The organism is Mesorhizobium silamurunense, from assembly GCF_014843905.1.
In the GTDB taxonomy this organism is placed as follows: Bacteria; Pseudomonadota; Alphaproteobacteria; order Rhizobiales; family Rhizobiaceae; genus Mesorhizobium; species Mesorhizobium silamurunense.
Genome location: NZ_LPVS01000055.1, coordinates 14796 through 32044, shown reverse-complemented (window position 1 = coordinate 32044; position 17249 = coordinate 14796). Strand labels below are relative to the sequence as shown.

Annotated in this window: 20 protein-coding genes; 12 read left to right on the top strand and 8 right to left on the bottom strand. The window is 60.9% G+C overall.

Features of this window, described 5'->3' with window-relative positions:
- Nucleotides 1–275 precede the first annotated feature (275 nt).
- The 3 genes from AU465_RS16225 to AU465_RS16220 form a co-directional block, all read right to left on the bottom strand.
- Nucleotides 276–659 carry a DUF768 domain-containing protein gene (locus AU465_RS16225; RefSeq protein WP_192249489.1) on the bottom strand — a complete coding sequence of 128 codons (384 nt, stop codon included), beginning with the start codon at nt 657–659 and terminating at the stop codon, nt 276–278.
- 178 nt (nt 660–837) lie between these two features.
- Complete coding sequence (locus AU465_RS37830; RefSeq protein ID WP_376774861.1) at nt 838–1086, bottom strand: DUF6894 family protein; 249 nt, start codon at nt 1084–1086, stop codon at nt 838–840.
- A gap of 420 nt (nt 1087–1506) precedes the next feature.
- Nucleotides 1507–2406 (bottom strand): ATP-dependent DNA ligase, encoded by a 900-nt coding sequence (locus AU465_RS16220; protein WP_192249486.1) that lies wholly within the window; start codon nt 2404–2406, stop codon nt 1507–1509.
- Between the two features lie 82 nt (nt 2407–2488).
- On the opposite strand from AU465_RS16220, the gene AU465_RS16215 reads away from it, so the two are divergent.
- A complete protein-coding gene (locus AU465_RS16215) occupies nt 2489–2674 on the top strand; it encodes a hypothetical protein (RefSeq protein ID WP_192249483.1) in 186 nt (61 codons plus the stop codon).
- Between the two features lie 83 nt (nt 2675–2757).
- On the top strand, nt 2758–3588 hold the full coding sequence (locus AU465_RS16210; RefSeq protein ID WP_192249479.1) for a thermonuclease family protein: 831 nt from the start codon (nt 2758–2760) through the stop codon (nt 3586–3588).
- A gap of 220 nt (nt 3589–3808) precedes the next feature.
- Here the strand turns inward: AU465_RS16210 and AU465_RS16205 are convergent, their stop codons facing one another.
- Nucleotides 3809–4072, bottom strand: coding sequence for a hypothetical protein (locus AU465_RS16205; protein WP_192249476.1), 264 nt, complete (start codon nt 4070–4072; stop codon nt 3809–3811).
- Between the two features lie 525 nt (nt 4073–4597).
- Here AU465_RS16205 and AU465_RS16200 point away from each other — a divergent pair.
- Nucleotides 4598–5275 (top strand): aldo/keto reductase, encoded by a 678-nt coding sequence (locus tag AU465_RS16200; RefSeq protein WP_210325126.1) that lies wholly within the window; start codon nt 4598–4600, stop codon nt 5273–5275.
- Nucleotides 5276–5305: 30 nt separating this feature from the next.
- Here the strand turns inward: AU465_RS16200 and AU465_RS16195 are convergent, their stop codons facing one another.
- Nucleotides 5306–5671 carry a nuclear transport factor 2 family protein gene (locus tag AU465_RS16195; protein WP_192249474.1) on the bottom strand — a complete coding sequence of 122 codons (366 nt, stop codon included), beginning with the start codon at nt 5669–5671 and terminating at the stop codon, nt 5306–5308.
- Between AU465_RS16195 and AU465_RS36575 the strand changes: the two genes are divergently transcribed.
- The 3 genes from AU465_RS36575 to AU465_RS16180 all read left to right on the top strand — a co-directional run bounded on the left by AU465_RS36575 (nt 5670) and on the right by AU465_RS16180 (nt 7568).
- The gene (locus AU465_RS36575; protein WP_246506159.1) at nt 5670–6218 is read left to right on the top strand and encodes a hypothetical protein; all 549 of its coding nucleotides are present in this window, start codon (nt 5670–5672) and stop codon (nt 6216–6218) included. The genes AU465_RS16195 and AU465_RS36575 overlap by 2 nt on opposite strands.
- 137 nt (nt 6219–6355) lie before the next feature.
- Complete coding sequence (locus tag AU465_RS16185) at nt 6356–7003, top strand: helix-turn-helix domain-containing protein (RefSeq protein WP_192249471.1); 648 nt, start codon at nt 6356–6358, stop codon at nt 7001–7003.
- Between the two features lie 49 nt (nt 7004–7052).
- Nucleotides 7053–7568: a GNAT family N-acetyltransferase gene (locus AU465_RS16180; RefSeq protein ID WP_192249468.1), complete on the top strand. Its 516-nt coding sequence runs from the start codon at nt 7053–7055 to the stop codon at nt 7566–7568.
- Between the two features lie 6 nt (nt 7569–7574).
- On the opposite strand, the gene AU465_RS16175 is transcribed toward AU465_RS16180, so the two are convergent.
- Together AU465_RS16175 and AU465_RS16170 are read right to left on the bottom strand one after the other, a co-directional pair.
- The gene (locus AU465_RS16175; RefSeq protein WP_192249465.1) at nt 7575–8771 is read right to left on the bottom strand and encodes an acetate/propionate family kinase; all 1197 of its coding nucleotides are present in this window, start codon (nt 8769–8771) and stop codon (nt 7575–7577) included.
- Nucleotides 8772–8834: 63 nt separating this feature from the next.
- Entirely contained in the window at nt 8835–11216 is a 2382-nt protein-coding gene (locus AU465_RS16170) for a phosphoketolase family protein (RefSeq protein ID WP_192249462.1), read from the bottom strand.
- Between the two features lie 290 nt (nt 11217–11506).
- Here AU465_RS16170 and AU465_RS16165 point away from each other — a divergent pair, with 290 nt between their 5' ends.
- Nucleotides 11507–11722 (top strand): DUF1858 domain-containing protein, encoded by a 216-nt coding sequence (locus tag AU465_RS16165; protein WP_192249549.1) that lies wholly within the window; start codon nt 11507–11509, stop codon nt 11720–11722.
- On the opposite strand, the gene AU465_RS16160 is transcribed toward AU465_RS16165, so the two are convergent.
- Complete coding sequence (locus AU465_RS16160) at nt 11719–12423, bottom strand: Crp/Fnr family transcriptional regulator (RefSeq protein WP_192249459.1); 705 nt, start codon at nt 12421–12423, stop codon at nt 11719–11721. The two genes, AU465_RS16165 and AU465_RS16160, sit on opposite strands and share 4 nt — an antisense overlap.
- A 205-nt stretch (nt 12424–12628) precedes the next feature.
- On the opposite strand from AU465_RS16160, the gene AU465_RS16155 reads away from it, so the two are divergent.
- From AU465_RS16155 to AU465_RS37450, 5 genes are all read left to right on the top strand, one after another.
- The gene (locus AU465_RS16155; RefSeq protein WP_192249456.1) at nt 12629–13846 is read left to right on the top strand and encodes an NnrS family protein; all 1218 of its coding nucleotides are present in this window, start codon (nt 12629–12631) and stop codon (nt 13844–13846) included.
- Nucleotides 13847–13972: 126 nt separating this feature from the next.
- On the top strand, nt 13973–14419 hold the full coding sequence (locus tag AU465_RS16150) for a pseudoazurin (RefSeq protein ID WP_192249453.1): 447 nt from the start codon (nt 13973–13975) through the stop codon (nt 14417–14419).
- A gap of 267 nt (nt 14420–14686) precedes the next feature.
- Nucleotides 14687–15790 (top strand): copper-containing nitrite reductase, encoded by a 1104-nt coding sequence (gene nirK / locus AU465_RS16145; RefSeq protein WP_192249450.1) that lies wholly within the window; start codon nt 14687–14689, stop codon nt 15788–15790.
- A gap of 66 nt (nt 15791–15856) precedes the next feature.
- Complete coding sequence (locus AU465_RS16140) at nt 15857–16720, top strand: SUMF1/EgtB/PvdO family nonheme iron enzyme (RefSeq protein WP_192249447.1); 864 nt, start codon at nt 15857–15859, stop codon at nt 16718–16720.
- Nucleotides 16721–16936: 216 nt separating this feature from the next.
- A complete protein-coding gene (locus AU465_RS37450; RefSeq protein ID WP_312891266.1) occupies nt 16937–17194 on the top strand; it encodes a group III truncated hemoglobin in 258 nt (85 codons plus the stop codon).
- The last annotated feature ends 55 nt before the right edge of the window (nt 17195–17249 follow it).

Below are 17249 nucleotides of genomic sequence, written 5' to 3'. Positions count from 1 at the left end.
TGGTTCGTAAACTGTTCCGATCGTCTCGGCCGGCGCCGCGGCACTCGTGGCAATAGAGGATCTTCAACAAGTCCCAATGCAAGCATGGCTGATCAGGCCCGAATCGTTTGACCAGTTCGGCGACGTCCAGGACAGCTTTCCGCCGACAGGTGAGGCAGTCGACCGACAGTCCAGTACCGGCCTCGAGCTTCTTACCGAGAGTGTCCTCTGTGAAAGGAAACTTCGTCGTCATGGCGATCCTCGTTGTGAGATGGGTCGCCGCACCGTTGAGGGATTTATTCCTGCCCCCGTTTGCCTTCAAGCTCTTTCAGGAAATGAGCTTCGTTGAGAAGTGACTCCCAGTCGGTGCCGATGCGCTGGATCAGCTCGCCGGCCTGCTCTTCCGAGATGCCAGCCTCCCTTGCCAGTCGTCCAGCTAGCAGATCCAAAACGACTTCATCGCCTTCAGGCAAGTTGCCCTCCCGGTGCTGCATTGCCTCAAAGATCGCCTCGAAGACGCTGACCTCCTCGTTGATCTCGCTGGCAGCAATGCCTTCGCGCCCCGCAGCCTTCAGCATTTCGTCGGCAAGATCGCTCACGGCCGCCGGGTCGTCGGTCATCGCATTCGGCAGATGCTCTGCCATCCATTTGTCGAAGAAATTGATGCCGCGCGTGCTCATCCTGCCATAAGCGAGAAGCGCATATTAGGTTCCGCTTGACCAAGCCGCAGGCCGAGCCTGTCGGACGGCTTGCGTCTGGCAAGTCCTGAATTCACCCTTCGTTCACGATATTAGCGCAAGCTGATAAGCGGACATGCTGGTAAGCGTACGTGCCTAAAGGCCCCGGTGCTGATCCCCCTCAGCGCTGGGGCTTTTCAACCTCTTGCGGTGTCCCAAATTCAATTCTGACCTCCATGAGCCGACTGCCGGTGATGTCGCGGACTGTGCACGCCAGATCGCGGTATCCAGTGGGAGGAGGCCCCGCCGGTAGTTTGCGAACCATTTCGAATGCCCGTTCCTTGGTCGCCTCAGCGCCGTGAAGCATGATCCCGTGCGAATCGTGGTACACGTCTCCGGTATCGGAAATTTCAAAGAAGAACCGAGGCATAGTGGCTCATAATCTCGCGTCTGCGAGAAAGGTCCACTCACTAATTCATGATTTGGTAAAGGATTGATACGCTCAGGCTCGTGACAGCCTACAAGCCACCGGCGAGGAAGAGGCCACTCGTCGACAAGCCGATCTGACAACCCGGCGCTATGCCCATCTATGGTCGAAGTAGGGTCTCTCCATACTTCGACCACAACTGCTCACAATCTCTGCGCCGAAGGCTATGCAATTCCGTGCCATAGAAAACCATCGCGGCTCGGACATCGTAACCCAGGATCGAAGCGTTTGCCACAAACTGGATGGCCTCCCCTAAGCGGCAGGATTCGATCTTGGCATCCGATCCAGTGGTAGTATCAACAATACCTAGGATCTGCGCCTCTTCGTTCTTGGCTGCCAAAGCGGCAGCCATGGCCTCTTCTGTCACATCTCTTGCTCTCTTGGGTGAATTTGCTCCTCTCGAAAATCCTGCAACGAGGCATGGCGTAGGTCTTCCTCGCCGCGCAGATGCTTCACCCGGCCGATGAGCCCCGGCTTGACCCATTGTGTCGCCGGCCGCTTCATGCCCTTCGGCGCCGTACCTGCGTGCTCCTGGACGCGCTGCCAGAGCCGCTCGCGCATCTCGCGGTTCAAGGTGATGAAGGCGCTGCCGACATAGCGCCCTGTGCCTCGCTCTGCCATGAGCGCGAAGGCCGGCTTGCCAGCCTCCCGCTCGACGCCTAGCAGCTCGTACTCGTCGATCGAATAGCACTTGGCCTTTAGCCAGTTGGTCGACGGTCCGGAGCGATATTTGCTGTCCTTCCGCTTCGAGATGACACCTTCTAGCCCTGCCTGCTCGACCAGATGGAAAACGGCCGCTCCCGTGCCTGGCAGAGCCTCGCTGAACTGGATTCGCTGACCGGCAGGGATCATCGCCTGCAGCACCTCGCGGCGGTCCTCCAGTGGCATGTCGCGCAAGTCGTGGCCGTTGAGGTGCAGGAGATCGAAGGCGACGAAGTAGAGGTCGTGTTGACGCCGAGTGATGGCCTTGCGCAACTCGCCGAAGTCTGAAACTCCGGCCTCATTCGGGACGATGATCTCGCCATCGATGATAGCCGCGTCGGCCTGCAGCTCGCCGGCTGCCTTCGCGAGGTCGCGATACTTGGCCGTCCAGTCGAGGCCTCGCCGGGTGAAGATGCGGACTCCGTCGGCATCGATGACGATCTGCGAGCGGTAGCCGTCGAATTTTACCTCGTGGATCCATCCGTCGCCCTCGGGAGACTTCTCGACGAGCGTAGGCTCAAGCGGCCGGATGAACTTCAAACGCTCTGAGGCGTTACGCATGCACAATACCCCAACCGCGATTCAAGCCGTGTGAGGTCATACGGTTCCGGGCATTTTAGCAAAATTGTATGTGAGAAGGGTTATGACGAGACTTTCTGATATCCCGCCACTTAGCCGACCTGGCAAGCGCGTCGGCGGCGAACCGGCCGACGAGAGCGACCATTTCTACACCTGCAAGGTGTGCGGTCAGCGCGTCGACAAGCGGGATCTGCGGCAAGTCGCCTGGCACAAGCAGCCCGAGCACGAGCCGCTGGAAATGGATGCCTAAGACGAAGAGCTTGGGTGTGCCAGAATGGGCTTGTAGACTTTCCCGCGGTTTTGGGCGCATTCTCCCCTCGGGGAGAGAGGGGCTTGAACAGGTCGCGTTACGACAACCGCTCTGATCAATGGCGAAAGCGCATCGGCGCAAGGCGCTCACGCGCGCAGCGCTGGGCAAGCGTGCCGCTGCGCCTAATCCTGGTGACGGCAGCCGCAGCCGGGGCTTTGGCCGCGCAGACCGCCTTCCAGCACAACGACAGCTTGCCAGAATTCAACCTGTCAAACCTGCTAGGCCCGAAGCCGGCGTCGATCGCTGGCGTCGCATCGGTGGTCGACGGCGACACGATCGAGATCCACGGCCAGCGCATCCGCTTCAACGGCATCGACGCCCCGGAGAGCAAGCAATATTGCGACGACGCCAAGGGCTTCGAATACCCCTGCGGCCGGCGATCGGCCGAAGCGCTGGATGCGTTCCTGGCTGCATCGAGGCCGGTACAGTGCACGTTCGTGACCTGGGACCGCTATCATCGCTTCGTTGGCGACTGCAGGCGTGCAGACGGCGCCAGCGTGGCCGCTTGGATGGTCGAGCATGGTCAAGCGCTCGACTGGCCCCGCTACAGCCACGGCGCCTATGCAGAGCAGCAGGCGCAGGCGGAGGCGGCAAAGCTTGGCATATGGGTCGGTGCCTTCCAGGCGCCTTGGGAATGGCGCGTAGAGCATGCCGACAACGCGCCGCCATCAAGCCAGCCGCTTGGCATCATAAGCCGCCGGCAGGTCGCGCAGAGCGGCTATTCCTGCGAGCCTCGCCGGACCTGTTCCCAGATCAGCTCCTGCGATGAGGCCAATTGGTATCTGCAGAATTGCTCATGGGGCGGGAAGCTCGACCGCGACAAGGACGGAATTCCCTGTGAGAGCCTTTGTTAAGGGGTTTGACTATGGAAGCCGTTTGTTTACGTCCCCAGCGCGTTCTGTGTGTTGTCGTTCATGGTCAGCGCCGCGATGGCGTTTCTCGTCATGACGCTGTTTGCGGCGTCGTCTTGAGGATGCGCAAGCACTCTATCGGAGTGCTTGAGCCGGCGTAGTTGGAAGGCCGATGCGCCCAGCCACGTGCTGCCGGCGAGAAAGAAACGCCTCGTCGATAAGGCTACGGGCCGATGACGAATGCTGCCGTGAAATGGTGGAAAACGAAAATCAGCGTCGTGAACATTGCGGCGCTGAAGACACCGAGAACCGTCGCAAGAAAAAGCCTCTCGATCCGCTGGGACTGAAGTTGCTTCTCAATGCTTCTTCCGAATGTCGGCTGAGAGAGAATTTGAGATTCCGGCAACGCGCCGTGATGACCGCATTGCGGGCATTTTGGCGTCTTCGAACTAATCAGCCTCGTGCAGCCAGCACAGATGACCGGCATTTTGACTATACCCCGCTCCCTATTAATTAGATTAGCACGAGCGAAAGCGGTGCGCTGAAAGGTTTGCGCCGACTGGTTAACGCGGCTCTGGATTCGGGCCGGCTTTTGTTCAAGGCAGACGGCGGCGCGTGCCCTGTCTCACTTCGGGACCAAAATGCTGGCACCTGTCTTGCATGGAAGAGATTGCCGGTGTCCTCCCACCGGACCTGATCGGGGGATCAGGAAGTACTTTCGCCGGGCTTGAGGTAAAAGGGGTTCCTCGCCCGGCGAGTTTTCCTCCGATGTTTTGCTAGCGCCCAAAGATGGTGATCGACCCGCCGGTCAGGTTGCCGCCGGTGTTGTTGCTGAACCGCAAGGCGTTGATCGGCGAGGTTGACTGTACGAACAGGGTCGCGATCGCGGTCGTCTGGTTTTCTATGATCTTCGATACACCGTTCAGGCCGGATTGCGGGATCTTGACGATGCTCGATCTTGCGAGAGCGGAATTGGCTGTGCCCAAACCAACGGCGGTGGTGGTCGTCTCCGTTGGCGGATGTCGGAGCCGCCGTCCGCGCGGCGGGGATCGCGCGGTCCCAGATTTTCATCACCACCAAAGTTTGGGTCAGCAATTACTCCGGCTCACGATTCATGGCATCCGTCGATCAGAGCCTGGCGGATCTCCAAACGGACTACATCGACCTGCTGCTCGTGCATTGGCCGCACGGTGGAGCATCTATTGCCGAGCAGATAGAGGGCCTGAACAGGGCAGTGGAATCAGGCAGAGTGCGCCATATCGGCGTCAGCAACTACAACAGCGAGATGCTTCGCGCAGCCACGGCGCTGTCGAAGCATCTGCTCATCACCAACCAGGTGGAATATCATCCATTTCTGGATCAATCCGCTGTCCTGGCGCAACTTGCCGCCGAGCGGTCCAGCCTCATGGCATATTGCGGCATGGCGGTCGGCCGAGTCTTCGAGACAGATTTGCTCGCGTCCATTGCCGCCCGCCGCCAACGAAGCGTCGCACAAGTGGTCCTGCGCTGGCTGATACAGCAGGAGCGCGGCGTGGCGCTCTCACGGACGGAGAATATCGAACGCATCCGGTCCAACACGCGGATTTTCGATTTCTTGCTGACGGACGACGAGATGGCAGCGATTTCCGCGCTTGGCGCTCCCGGCAGCCGGATCGTTAATCCTCCGCATCTCGCGCCGGATTGGGATTAGCTTCCGACGGCAATGCTGCCGCCTCAGCGTTCAATCCGGGAGCTTGTCGAAGAAGAGATAGATAACGGCGATCTTGCCGTCGTGGGCGACTATGAAATCGGTTCCGGCCACCTCAGCCGGCTTGCCCGGGCTACCCTCCACCCACCGAACCCGGCCGCCATTGCCTACCTCCTCGGGCGGCGCGATCAGTTGATACTGAAAGTCGGGATGCATGGCTTTGATCACGCCTGCGATGCGGTTGATTTCGTCGTGGCCACGGTAGGTGCCGCCCGGTTCGTAGAAGACGGCGTCTTCGTGGAAGATCTCTTCGATCGTGGCCCGCCGGCGCGCGGGGTCGATCTCACCGAACACCTCGTGGAGATTGCGAAGCAACAGGGTTGATGACGTCGGGGACATGGCTTTCTCCATTGGAGTGTCAACGTTTACACGCATCTTCAGTGTCAGCCGCCACGAGGAAGCGCACGGAGAACTCAGCAAATTTCCGAATGTTTGGGGAGTTACAGACCGGCGCGAAACGGCATGGATGCCTTCAACCCGGCTCTCTCTGCCGGCTAATCCGGACAATATCCTCGATGGCCGAGCGGATTTGGGGCCAGGGAAACTCGGCATCGTCCTCAGACGACTGACCTTCCTTAAGCACTGCATCAAGCTTGGCTCCTACGCCGGCAAGGGTAGTGGCAGGCGTTTCAGACAATTCTTCGAGCAAGGCCCCCGCTCGGTTGGCCGCCTCTTGCTCAGCGCGCATAGCGGCGGAGTACCCTATTTCCCTGTCGGCGGCATCCCAGTGAGCCTGATGGGCCGCGAAGTTCGCTTCAGCCTTCGCGCGGACCGCTGCGTAGTGGTCCTTTCCGACATGCCGAAATGCCCGCTTCCAGAACTCGTGAAACTGTCTGACTGGGGCGGGCTCCAGCTTTGGGTGCAACCTCCCGGATCCCGCCTATAGCGCCTAGCTTATCGACTGGACAGCCGGTCCGGATAGACGTCCGCCACTCTAAGTAGTTTCCCGTAGGGACATAACCGAATTTCGGTATAGCGGGATTTGCGCGATTGCTGTTGTCACAATTCACCGGGACCACAGTCATGTACGCTCAAGCTTCCGCCAAGATCGAACTGCCGTCATATCTCCCTCATCAGAGCCCTGCGCCCATGTTTGAGGGGGCCGCAGTGCAGCCGGTCAGCTTCTTCCGTGCGGGCGCCGAGATCTATGCCCAAGGCGAAAAGGCGGGCGCTCTCTATCAGGTCGAGTTCGGCGCCGTCCGTATCTACCGCTTGCTTGCCGACGGCCGCAGGCAGATCAGCGCGTTCCATCTGGCGGGAGAAACTTTCGGCTTCGAAGCCGACGCCACTCACCATTTCTTCGCCGAAGCGATCAACGCAACCGGCGTGCGGATCTTCCGCGCCCCTGTGGGCACGGACATGTCTCGCCAGCTTCTGCCCCTTGCCCTCAAAGGCCTGACCCGTGCGCAGGAACATCTTCTCGTGCTCGGCCGTCAGAACGCCATCGAGCGCGTCGCGGCGTTCCTGGTCGAAATGTCGGAGCGTCAGTGTGGGTTGAGGCAGGTGGAATTGCCTATGTCGCGGAACGACATCGGCGATTATCTCGGCCTCACCATCGAAACCGTCTCGCGGGTCTTCACCCGCTTAAAGGAGAAAGGCGTGATCCGCCTGCTCAGCCTGCGCAGCATCGAAATCCTCAAGCGGGACACCTTGCTGGCGATGGGGGAATGAGGCCATTCGGGTCCAATCGCCCGCGCATCGATCCTGAAAGGGCACGACAATGAAAGCCACGCTTACAACCCACACCGGATTTCGCTTCGAAGTGCGCCGTGCACGTCCTGATGACGAGCCACTCGTCGCCGAATTCTTCACCCATGTGACGCCGGAGGATCTGCGCTTCCGCTTCCTGGGAGCAGTGCGGGAAGTTTCGCATGAGCGGCTGGTGGCGATGACCCGGTCCGACGATCCGCATATCCATAATTTTCTCGCCTTCTCGACCGACGGAATGTTGATCGCGGTGGCAACGCTTGCCAGCGATCCGGCCGACCGCCGTGGCGAAGTCGCTATCTGCATTCGCGAGGATCGCAAGCATCTCGGCGTCGGCTGGGAGTTTCTCGGCTATGTCGCGCACTATGCGGACGACCAGGGCATCGAGTCGATTGAGTCGATCGAGAGCCGCGAAAACCGCGCAGCGATCGAACTTGAACGTGACATGGGTTTCATCGTCACGACGGATCCCGATGACCCGACACTTGTCCTGGTTCAGCGGAAGATCGGCGCCAAGCTGCCGAGCTAGTTCCTGCTATCCTGCCACGCGGCAAATCGGACCGTTTCGAGGGTCGAGGAGTTCCGTGGCCACCGCATGTTCCTCGTCGGTTGGGATGACAAGAACGTCAATGTGGGAATCCGGATCGCTGACCAGTTCTTCGCCGCCGCGATTCAAACCGTCATCTATAACGACACCAAGCCATGCGGCGGCCTCGCAGATCCTTTGCCGGATTTGAGGCGCATGCTCGCCGATACCCGCGGTGAACACCAGCGTGTCGAGGCCTCCAAGCGCGGCGGCAAGCGAGCCGATCTCGCGCCCGACACGGTAGACGAACAGATCGACTGCGCGGGCCGCCGCTGGCTCGCTCGACGCAAGCAGCGTCTGCATGTCCCCGGAAATGCCGGATACGCCGAGCAGGCCGGAACGCTCGTAAAGCAATTCGGTCAATCGGTCGGGCGACAGCTTCCACTCCTGCAAAAGATGCAGGATCACGCCAGGATCGATGGCGCCGCAACGCGTGCTCATGACGAGGCCGTCAAGCGTCGAAAAGCCCATAGTCGTGGCGAGGCTTACCCCTGCCTTCATCGCGCACAGGCTGGCGCCGCTGCCGAGATGGGCCACAATCGTTCGGCCACCGGTACCGTCGCCGTAGCGCTCACGGAGCTTCGCGGCGATGTGGCTGTAGGAAAGCCCGTGGAAGCCATAGGAGACGATGCCCTGCTCCGACATTTCGTGCGGCAAGCCGTACAGTCTGGCGAGTTCCGGCCGCGCCGTGTGAAAGGCCGTATCGAAGCAGCCGACCTGACTGGCCTCAGGCAGAAGCTGACCGGCCATGTGGACGATCTCCAGGTTGATCGCCTGATGGATAGGCGCGAGCGGCTCAAGCCCATGCAAGGCATTGAGCGTACGCTCATCGAGCAGGGTCGCATGGGTAAATTCTTGCCCGCCATGGACGATGCGGTGGCCGACCGCGCCGATCCGGCGCAAAAGAGCGTGGTCGGCGAGATAGGACGCTATGGCCTCGAATGCCTTGGCGATGTCGGTCGGCCCGTCCCCCAAGCTTCTGTCTATCTCGGTCGAGAAAGCCGTTGACGCTATGCGTAGTCGTGGACTGCGCACTATCGACCAGACGCTGCCACGCACCAGCAGGTCAAGTTCGTCGCGCTGCTGAAACACGGCGAACTTCAGGCTCGACGAGCCGCCGTTGAGGACGAGAATGGCATCGGTCATCGTCGGCCCGCCCCAACCAATCTCGGAGCGCTCATCCATTTGGCCTGGCGCTTCGGCATCGAACTACTGCTCCCACTTCCAGGCGAGGATCTCGGGCATATCCTGGCCGTGCTCGCGGATATAGGCCCGGTGCTCAATCAGCTTGCCTTCCATGGCCTGCTTCAGCTTGATATGCGCGCCGGCCGGTTCGGGAATGCGGTCGAGCACACCCAGCACGAGGTGGTAGCGGTCCAGACCGTTCAGCACGGTCATGTCGAAGGGCGTGGTCGTCGTCCCTTCCTCATTGTAGCCGCGCACATGGATGTTGTCGTGGTTGGTTCGCCGGTAGGTCAGGCGATGAATGGTCCAAGGATAGCCGTGATAAGCGAAGATGACGGGCTTATCGGCTGTGAAAAGCGCGTCGAACTCGCGATCCGACAGGCCGTGCGGGTGGTGTTCCTTTGGCTGCAGGGTCATCAGGTCGACGATGTTGACCAGCCGGATCTTGAGGTCGGGAATGTGGCGTTTCAGGATTTGGACGGCGGCCAGCGTCTCGAGCGTCGGCACATCGCCGGCGCAGGCCATCACCACATCCGGCTCGGCCCCGCCGTCGGTCGATGCCCACTCCCATATGCCGATGCCGGCATTGCAGTGGACTTTCGCCTCGTCGATGGACAGCCACTGCCAGGAATTGGCTTTGCCGGCGACGATGACGTTGATGCGGTTCCATGTCCGCAGCACATGGTCGGTCACGCAAAGCAGGCTGTTGGCATCCGCCGGCAGATAGACGCGCACGACGTCCGCCTTCTTGTTCAAGGCAACGTCGATGAAGCCTGGATCCTGATGACTGAAGCCGTTGTGCTCCTGCTGCCAGACGTGGCTGGACAACAAATAGTTCAGCGACGCGATCGGCCGTCGCCATGGCAACTTGCGGCAGGCATCCAGCCATTTCGCGTGCTGGTTGAACATGGAATCGACGATGTGCGTGAAAGCCTCGTAGCAGGAGAACAGGCCGTGGCGGCCGGTGAGAAGATAGCCTTCCAGCCAACCCTGGCAGGTGTGCTCGGATAGGATCTCCAGAACCCTGCCTTCCCGGCCGAGGTGCACGTCCTCGGGTAGGATCTCTTCCATCCAGGCACGCTCCGTCACCTCGAATACATCCTGCAGCCGGTTCGATGCCGTTTCGTCGGGACCGACGATGCGAAAGTTCCTGGTGCTTTGATTCAATGCCATGACGTGACGCAGGAAATTGCCCATCACACGAGTGGACTCTGCTTTCACGCCGCCGGGCTGCTGGACCGAGATTGCGTGCTCTTGCAGATCCGGCAGTTCGAGAGATCGGCGCAGCAGGCCGCCATTGGCATGCGGGTTGGCGCTCATGCGCATGGCGCCTTCCGGCGCGGTGGCACGGATCGTGGCCACAGGCGCGCCGGCGGCATCAAAGAGTTCTTCAGGCCGGTAGCTCCTCAGCCAATCCTCGAGCATCTTCAGATGCGCCGGGTTTTCGGCGAGGCCGGAGAGCGGAACCTGATGCGCGCGCCAGAACCCTTCGGTCTTCAGCCCGTCGACCTCCTTGGGACCGGTCCAGCCCTTCGGGCTTCGCAGCACGATCATCGGCCACTTCGGACGAGGCTGTTCGGTCTCCGCGCCGCTGCGCGCGGTCTGTTGAATCGCCCGAATGCGATCTAGTGCATCGTCGAGCACGGCGGCCATCCGCTCATGCATCGGGGCCGGATCGTCACCCTCGACGAACAGCGGGTCGTAGCCATAGCCGACGAACAGCGCACGCAATTCTTCTTCAGGGATGCGGGCGAGAATCGTGGGATTGGCGATCTTGTAGCCGTTGAGGTGGAGGATCGGCAGCACCGCGCCGTCAAGCGCCGGATTAAGGAACTTGTTGGAGTGCCAGGAGGTTGCCAGCGGCCCGGTTTCCGCCTCGCCGTCGCCGACGACGCAGGCGACGATCAAATCGGGGTTGTCGAAGGCCGCGCCGTAGGCATGTGAGAGCGCGTAGCCGAGCTCGCCGCCTTCATGGATCGAGCCTGGCACGTCGGGCGCGGCATGGCTTGGGATGCCGCCGGGAAACGAGAACTGCCGGAAGAGCATCTTCATTCCGGCCTCATCCAACGAGATATCCGGATTGATCTCGCTGTAGGTGCCTTCGAGATAGGTATTGGCAACCATGGCAGGTCCGCCATGGCCAGGGCCGCAGACATAGATGACGTTGGCATCGCGCAGTCTGATCGCGCGGTTGAGATGCGCGTAGATGAAGCTGAGACCTGGCGAGGTTCCCCAATGGCCGAGCAGCCTGGGTTTGACATGCTCCAGACGAAGCGGCTCACGAAGCAGCGGATTGTCGAGCAGATAGATCTGCCCGATCGTCAGGTAGTTGGCGGCACGCCAGTAGGCGTCGATGTTGCGCAGTTCCTGTGCGGACAAGCGATTGGTGCTGGGATGCTCGGTCATTTCCGACTCCTTCGTTGGTTCCAAACCGACCCGGCTGAAGCACAACGCATCGACGCGGCCACCGGTTCATGACCCGTCGGTGTCAAGACTGGGCGCCATCGATCTACCCGGCGAAACGCGGTCGAGCTTTGATCCATCGCAAATGCCAAGTCGCCAGGCGGCCGCAGCTTCGAAACGCACCTCAACTGCGGTTTCGTCGAGCAAGGCGGAAAGCGCCGTCTTTGCTTCAGAGCAACGAACGCACTGAAAAGGCCAGGCAGGATAGTTGTTTGCAAATGCGGACAAGCAACATGAAACGCAAATTGAACGACGATGCGACGATGGATGGGATCATGCGCAAGGCGCCGGCGGCAATCCGTGTCGTTCTCCAGCACGGAATGCTGTGCGTCGGCTGCCCGATCGCTTCCTTTCATACCGTTTCCGATGCGGCACGCGAGCATGATCTTGACGAGGACCAGCTTCGCTGCGATTTGGAGGCGGTCATTGACGCCGGTGAAACGGACTAGCCCTTTGCCACGCGACCTTCGGCGATGACAAGGAGGCGATGCGGCTCGACCACGACTACCCTTTGCCGTCCGCTCTTGACGAACCCTTGGTCCTCCCAAGCGGAAAGCAGCCGGCTTACCGTGTGGAGCGTGGTGCCCGTCATTTCCGCGACATCCTGACGTGAAATCGGGAAGTCGATCAGAATCCCTTCCTCGGTCTTTTTCCCCGACTGCTTGATCAGCTTAAGCAACGCATGCGCGACGCGCTGCTCCACCTGCTCGGTGGACATCTCGATGATACGCGCGTGGGCATCCTGCAGCCTGCTTCCCACCGCCTTGTAGGTATTGGCGCTGAAGCTCGGGAACGTTGTCGCGAATGTCGGCCAGAGCTGGCCGGGCCAGGCAAGCACAACGCAATCGACAACGGCAATCGCGCTTGCCGGATAGGTGGTCCGACCCAGAGCGTGGGCGATCCCCATCAGCTCGCCCGGGCTTATGTATCGCACGGTCACCTCGTGTCCGTCCGGAGTCGACTTCACCACGCGCACATGGCCGTCGAGCAGCAGGAAGAACGAATGCGCCTCCTGTTCCTGCTCGAACACCGGCTGATCCTTCGCGATCCGGACCGACCTCGCCTGCCCGATCATGCGATCGAGATCCGCGGCAGCGATGCCCTCGAAGAGGGAAAGCCCGGCAATCAGTGATCGGTCAAGGCTTGTCAATTGCCTTTTCTCCCCAACTTCAACTGCGCAAACGCGCTCAGGTCCCCTGGCCAGACTGTGTCACGGACGACCGCCTGTCGACAAGTGAAGCCTCCTGTCGCCGTCAATCAGTCGGCTGTTTGCGCTGAGGCAAATTCCCTCCTTCAGGGGCGGGATAAAAGAGCCCCAAACAGGAAATCCTGCCCGGTTTCCAATGAGGCATGTCATGGCAATTCCGCGGACGCGGCCAAGCGCTTATCCGGCAATCTTCTCCTACGGGTTCCGACCCTTCTTTCTGCTGGGCTCGCTGCAAGCCGCCACCGCGATGCTTTTGTGGTTGCCTCTCTACTACGGCAAGCTTGGAACCCCTAGCCTGTTCCTGCCTGTGGACTGGCACATCCACGAGTTGCTCTTCGGCTACCTGCCCGCGGTCGTGACAGGCTTCCTGCTGACCGCAATTCCGAATTGGACCGGACGACTGCCGGTTCAAGATTTTCGCCTTATGATCCTTGTGCTGCTGTGGATCGCTGGCCGAGTGGCCGTGTTCCTTTCCGCGGAAACGGGTTGGCTGGCAAGCGCGGTCATAGACTGCTCTTTTCTGCTGGCGGTGGTGGTTGCTGCGGCAATCGAAATCATCGCTGGGCGAAACTGGCGAAACCTCAAGGTGCTTCTGCCGGTCGCGACCCTGTTGGCTGCAAATGTCATGTTTCATGCCGAAGCGCATTACCAGGGCGTCTCCGACATGAGCCGGCGCCTCGGCCTTGGAGCGGTTGTCGTCCTCATCATGATCATTGGCGGACGCATCGTTCCGAGCTTCACCCGCAACTGGCTGGTTCGCGAGAAGCCGGGACGGCTCCCGGCATCGTTCGGCAGGTTCGACATCGGAACGATCGCGCTGTCCGCTGTCGGACTCGCTGCGTGGAGTTTTTTCCCCGACAGCATTGCAACCGGCGTGCTGCTAATCGCCGCCGCGGTCTTCAACGCTGTTCGGCTCGCCCGCTGGGCCGGCGACCGGACGTTGTCCGACCCCTTGGTTCTGATCTTGCATGTTGCATTCGCGTTTGTGCCGCTTGGGCTGCTGCTCGCCGGACTGGCCGTCTTCTCTCCAGCAAGGATCCCTCCGGTTGCCGGCATTCATGCCTTTGCGGTGGGCGCGATCGCCTGCATGACACTTGCCGTCATGACGCGGGCCACTCTCGGCCACACCGGCCGTGCGCTGAAGGCAAGTGCCGGAACATGTGCGGTTTTCGTTGCGATCCTCATTGCTGCCGTTCTGCGCGTGGCCGCCGCAATCGCGCCTGCCGAGACAATTCTCCTCCACGTGTCAGCGGCGTTCTGGATTGCCGCTTTCGCCGGCTATGCGGTGCTGTTTGGCGGGTTTCTCACGCGCGCCCGCCTGCGCGCACGTGCCGCCAATCGTTCTTTGAAGAGCGGGCCTTCTTGAAGAACGGGCGGGGCAGCCGCTCATTTTCGTCGAGCAATTTGCGCCAGCGCAAATCGCCGGGTCGCCCAACGATCTACAAGGACGCAACGGTTGATGCCGTGGTGAAACAAAGAAAGGAACTCTCCAATGAAACTGCCCCTGATTGCCGCGGCGATCGCCTTGATCTCAATCGCCGGTGCTGCAAATGCCGAAGAACATGTCGTCCAGATGCTGAACAAGGGTGAGAAGGGCGCGATGGTCTTCCAGCCCGACTTTGTCCGGGCCGCACCCGGCGACACCATCAAGTTCGTGCCGACCGACAAGAGCCACAATGCCGAGGTCATCAAGGGCATGATCCCGGACGGCGCCGAAGCCTTCAAGGGCAAGCCTAGCGAGGAAATAACGGTCACCCTTACCAAAGAGGGCGTCTATGGCGTGAAGTGCGCCCCCCACTACGGCATGGGCATGGTGGCCCTGATCGTCGTCGGCAAGCCTGTCAACCTGGAAGCGGCGGAAGCCGTCAAGCAGATCGGCAAGGCAAAGCCCGTCTTTGCCGAGCTTTTCGCCGAAGCGACCAAGACCGCTTCGAACTGATCCGACAGCATGCGAGGCTGCCTCCGGCAATGGCGGGCTGGAGGCACTGGCCGGACAGACCAGGGGAGAGGTCTGTCCGGCCATTTTTTGTGCCGGCCGCGCGTTGCGCCGGCGCTGGCAAGCTCACCAGACCGTTACGCGTCTCTTTCGAGTCAAGGTTCTCAAAAATGGTCGGGCGACCTGCAGCAGATTTGCGCAAACGCAAAGACGAGCACGGCAAAGATACTATTCTGGCTTCGTCGAAACGTTGAGGTCGAGGAGATGAAAATGCTTACGAGACGCGAGGCTTTGCTGAGTTCTGTTCTTACCGCCGCTGCCATTGCCACCATCGGCTCGGCGCCGGCGATGGCGGCCGCGAAGGATGTGGCCGGACTGCCACGCGAGAAGGTGACCCTGGTCGCGCCACCTTTCGTGCACGCTCACGACCAGGTGGCCAAGGGCGGCCCCAGGGTTGTCGAGTTCACCATGACGATCGAAGAGAAGCCGATGGTCATCGACGCCGACGGCACGCAGCTCAACGCCATGACCTACAACGGCTCCATTCCGGGCCCTCTCATGGTCGTACATGAAGGCGACTATCTCGAGCTTACGCTCGTCAATCCCGATACTAACACGCTTGCCCACAACATCGACTTCCATGCGGCGACAGGCGCGCTCGGCGGCGGCGGGCTGACCCTGGTCAATCCGGGCGAACAGGTGACGCTACGCTTCAAGGCGACCCGGCCGGGGACGTTCGTCTACCATTGCGCGCCCGGCGGAGCGATGATCCCCTGGCATGTCGTGTCGGGCATGAGCGGCGCGGTGATGGTGCTCCCGCGTGATGGGCTGAAGGACGAGAAGGGCAAGCCCGTACGCTACGACCGCATCTATTATATCGGCGAGAACGACTTCTACATCCCGCGCGACGAGCAGGGAAAATTCAAGAAGTACGACTCGGCCGGCGACAACTACGACGACACCGTAAAGGTGATGCGCGGTCTGATCCCGACGCATGTGGTGTTCAACGGCACGGCCGGATCGCTGACCGGCGAAAACGCCATGAAGGCAAAGGTCGGCGAAACGATCCTGATCGTCCATTCCCAAGCCAACCGCGACACCCGCCCACATCTGATCGGCGGCCATGGCGATTTCGTCTGGGAAGGCGGCAAGTTCGCGAACCCGCCCGCCAAGGACATGGAGACCTGGTTCATCCGCGGCGGATCGGCGGGCGCAGCGCTCTACACGTTCCGGCAGCCGGGGATTTACGCCTACGTGAACCACAATCTGATCGAGGCAGTCGAGCTCGGCGCGACCGCGCACTTCATGGTCGACGGAAGCTGGGACGACGACCTGATGATGCAGGTCGAAGCTCCCAAGGTAATTGCTTCATAGGCAGAGGGCCGCTCTGCAGCCCGCCGGCACCTGCCGGCTGGCTGCACCGGCAAGCGGGGTTCGAGTATGTCCTTCGATCCTGTATTCACATTCGGAACGATCGCGGCCGCCGCGCTCATCGGTTTGGGTGTCAGCCACGCGATCGATGACACGTCATCGCAGCTGGGAGGTCCAGACGCGGTAAACGAGTTGGTGACGCTGACACCCGGCTCATTCGACCACGCGCAGCCTGGCGAATTCCTGAAGGACAACCATCCCGCACCGGCACCCGTGGTGGGAGAGACCATCGACGCGCCGCTGGAGATCATGAAATTCCAGGTGACCGCATCGGACTATGACCGTTGCGTTTCGGATGGCGCCTGCAAGCCTGCGGACTCGCGCCTTGCCGGCAACGTTCCGGCGACTGGCGTCAGCTTCATTGATGCGCAGGCCTATGCGAACTGGCTGTCGGCGCGAACGGGCGAAACATGGCGGCTGCCGACCGACGTGGAGTGGGCCTATGCGGCAGGCGAACGGTTCCGGGCCGACATTGAGGGCGGTGAAGGCGACCCGGCCGATCCGGCGAAGCGATGGCTCACCCAATATCGCAACGAGACCGCGCTCGGTCGCAAACCAGATCCTGAACCGAGGGCGCGCGGGTCCTTCGGCTTCAACGCAAAGGGTGTTGCGGACATTGCCGGCAATGTCTGGGAGTGGACTTCCACATGTTACGCCCACGCGACGGTGTCCAGCGGCCGCGTTGCCAGATCGATCAGCAATTGCGGCGTGCATGTTGTGGAGGGTTTCCACAGGACCTACATGTCGAACTTCGTCCGCGACGGCAAAAGCGGCGGTTGCGCGGTCGGCACGCCGCCCGACAATCTGGGCTTCCGCCTTGTCCGTGACCGTGGTGGCTTCGCGCAGGCGCTTCGTCGCCTGGGCCTAACCTGATTGCGTAGACAACAAGGAATATGAATGACCTCGAAGTCAGTCTTGCCTGACAGGGTTCGCCCTGCTGCCGAACAGCCTCTGATCCGTCCCGGCGTCGATCGGACATCGATAGGAGCACTGGTCCGCAAATTCTATTCCAGGGTGAGAAAGGATAAGCGCCTTGGCCCCATTTTCGCCCGCGAGATCGTTGGTGATTGGGAGCCTCACCTGGAGAAGATGACGGACTTCTGGTGTTCCGTCATTTTGAAAAGCGGCGTCTATCAGGGGCGGCCGGTGCCGGCTCACCTGAAGCTCAAGGATGTCACCGAAGCCGACTTCGAGATCTGGCTGGCTCTCTTCCGCGAGACGGCGGCAGAGCCGTTCGCGCCCGAAACCTCGGTAGTGTTCGTCGAGCGGGCGCAACGAATAGCCGCGAGCCTGAAGCTCGCCATGTTCTTTCGCCTTGATCGTACCGCGCCTGCGGGCAGCCAGTAAGGCTTCTCCAGAACAGCCGGATCGGCAGGTTTGATCTGGCGCAAGGAATACGGTT